Source organism: Thermoactinomyces sp. CICC 10521, from assembly GCF_016055135.1.
Lineage (GTDB): Bacteria > Bacillota > Bacilli > Thermoactinomycetales > Thermoactinomycetaceae > Thermoactinomyces_A > Thermoactinomyces_A daqus.
Genome location: NZ_JAECVZ010000081.1, coordinates 1 through 1260, shown reverse-complemented (window position 1 = coordinate 1260; position 1260 = coordinate 1). Strand labels below are relative to the sequence as shown.

General features: G+C 42.6%; 1 protein-coding gene. It reads right to left on the bottom strand.

Annotation, left to right across the window (positions count from 1 at the left end):
- Positions 1–350: 350 nt before the first annotated feature.
- Positions 351–1025: a uracil-DNA glycosylase gene (locus tag I8U17_RS18035; RefSeq protein WP_033102457.1), complete on the bottom strand. Its 675-nt coding sequence runs from the start codon at positions 1023–1025 to the stop codon at positions 351–353.
- Positions 1026–1260 lie beyond the last annotated feature (235 nt).

Below are 1260 nucleotides of genomic sequence, written 5' to 3'. Positions count from 1 at the left end.
CTTAGTAGCTTAACCTGCTACGGTTTCTCTCCCGGTGATGCAACTTGACGAATGACCATTTCGTCATTTGCCTTATTCCATATCTTATTTTCAAGGTGCATTCTGTTCATGCCGTTCATCACGGCGACAAGTAGTAATATAGCATGGCTCCAAAATATTTGCAACCCCTTTTTTTATTTTTTTATTGCCCGAAGAAAAATATATTGTTATTCACAAATAAAAATTTCACTTAATGATATGAAAAAGCTTGAAAAACAGGCTGTTCAAACAATCTGCCCGCCGCTTTTAAAGCAAACCGCAACAAAGAGGGAGGGTATTCTTCACCCTCCCTGTTGAACCCCGGTTGCTTTTCAAAGATCAGGGATTTGCCAGTCAATTTCCCTGAAACCATGCTCACGTAAAAATTGATTTGCTTTGGAAAACGGACGACTGCCGAAAAATCCTTTTTTCGCGGCAAGCGGGCTTGGGTGTGCAGATTCAAAAACGCCGTGCCACGGGTTGGTGATCAAGGAACCTTTTTCTTGAGCATGGCGCCCCCATAACAAGAATACAACCGGATCCCGGCGCTCATTTAATCTCCGGATCACCTCATCGGTGAAAGTCTCCCAGCCCTTGTTCTTATGCGAATTCGGTTTGCTTTCCCTTACCGTTAAGACGGAATTTAACAAAAGTACCCCTTGTTTTGCCCACTTCTCCAAATATCCGTGGTTGGGAATTTCACACCCCAAATCCGCTTTCAGTTCCTTAAAAATATTTTTCAGGGAAGGCGGTTGTTTGACTCCCGGTTTAACGGAAAAACTGAGTCCATGTGCCTGTCCCTCTCCATGGTATGGATCCTGCCCGATAATGACGACTTTCGTTTCTGCAAATGGCGTCAACCGAAGGGCTGAAAAGATTTCATCTTTTCGCGGATATACAACTTGCGTAGCATATTCCTCTTCCACAAACTCCCACAACTTAACAAAGTACGGCTTGGAAAATTCATCTTTCAACACTTCAGCCCAGTCATTTTGAATGAATTCCATAATTGAGGAAATATCTCTCCCATTTTTTATTTTTCGGATATGTTTTAGTAAGCCACACTTATTTCCGATTGTAAAGGTACTTTTTACAAAAGAAAAAGACCCCTTTGCAAAACAAAGGAGTCTTGCCGTATTCCCTCAAAACTAAAGAGTGAGTAAGGCATGACCCGAGAAGTAATCGGTTCATTTGCTCTGTGAAGAGCTCCTTAGAAAGGAGGTGATCCATCCCCACCTTCCG

What these genes read in the sequence shown, in the direction of transcription:
- I8U17_RS18035 (WP_033102457.1), bottom strand. Translation starts at nt 1,025, where the DNA reads ATGGAATTCATTCAAAATGACTGGGCTGAAGTGTTGAAAGATGAATTT.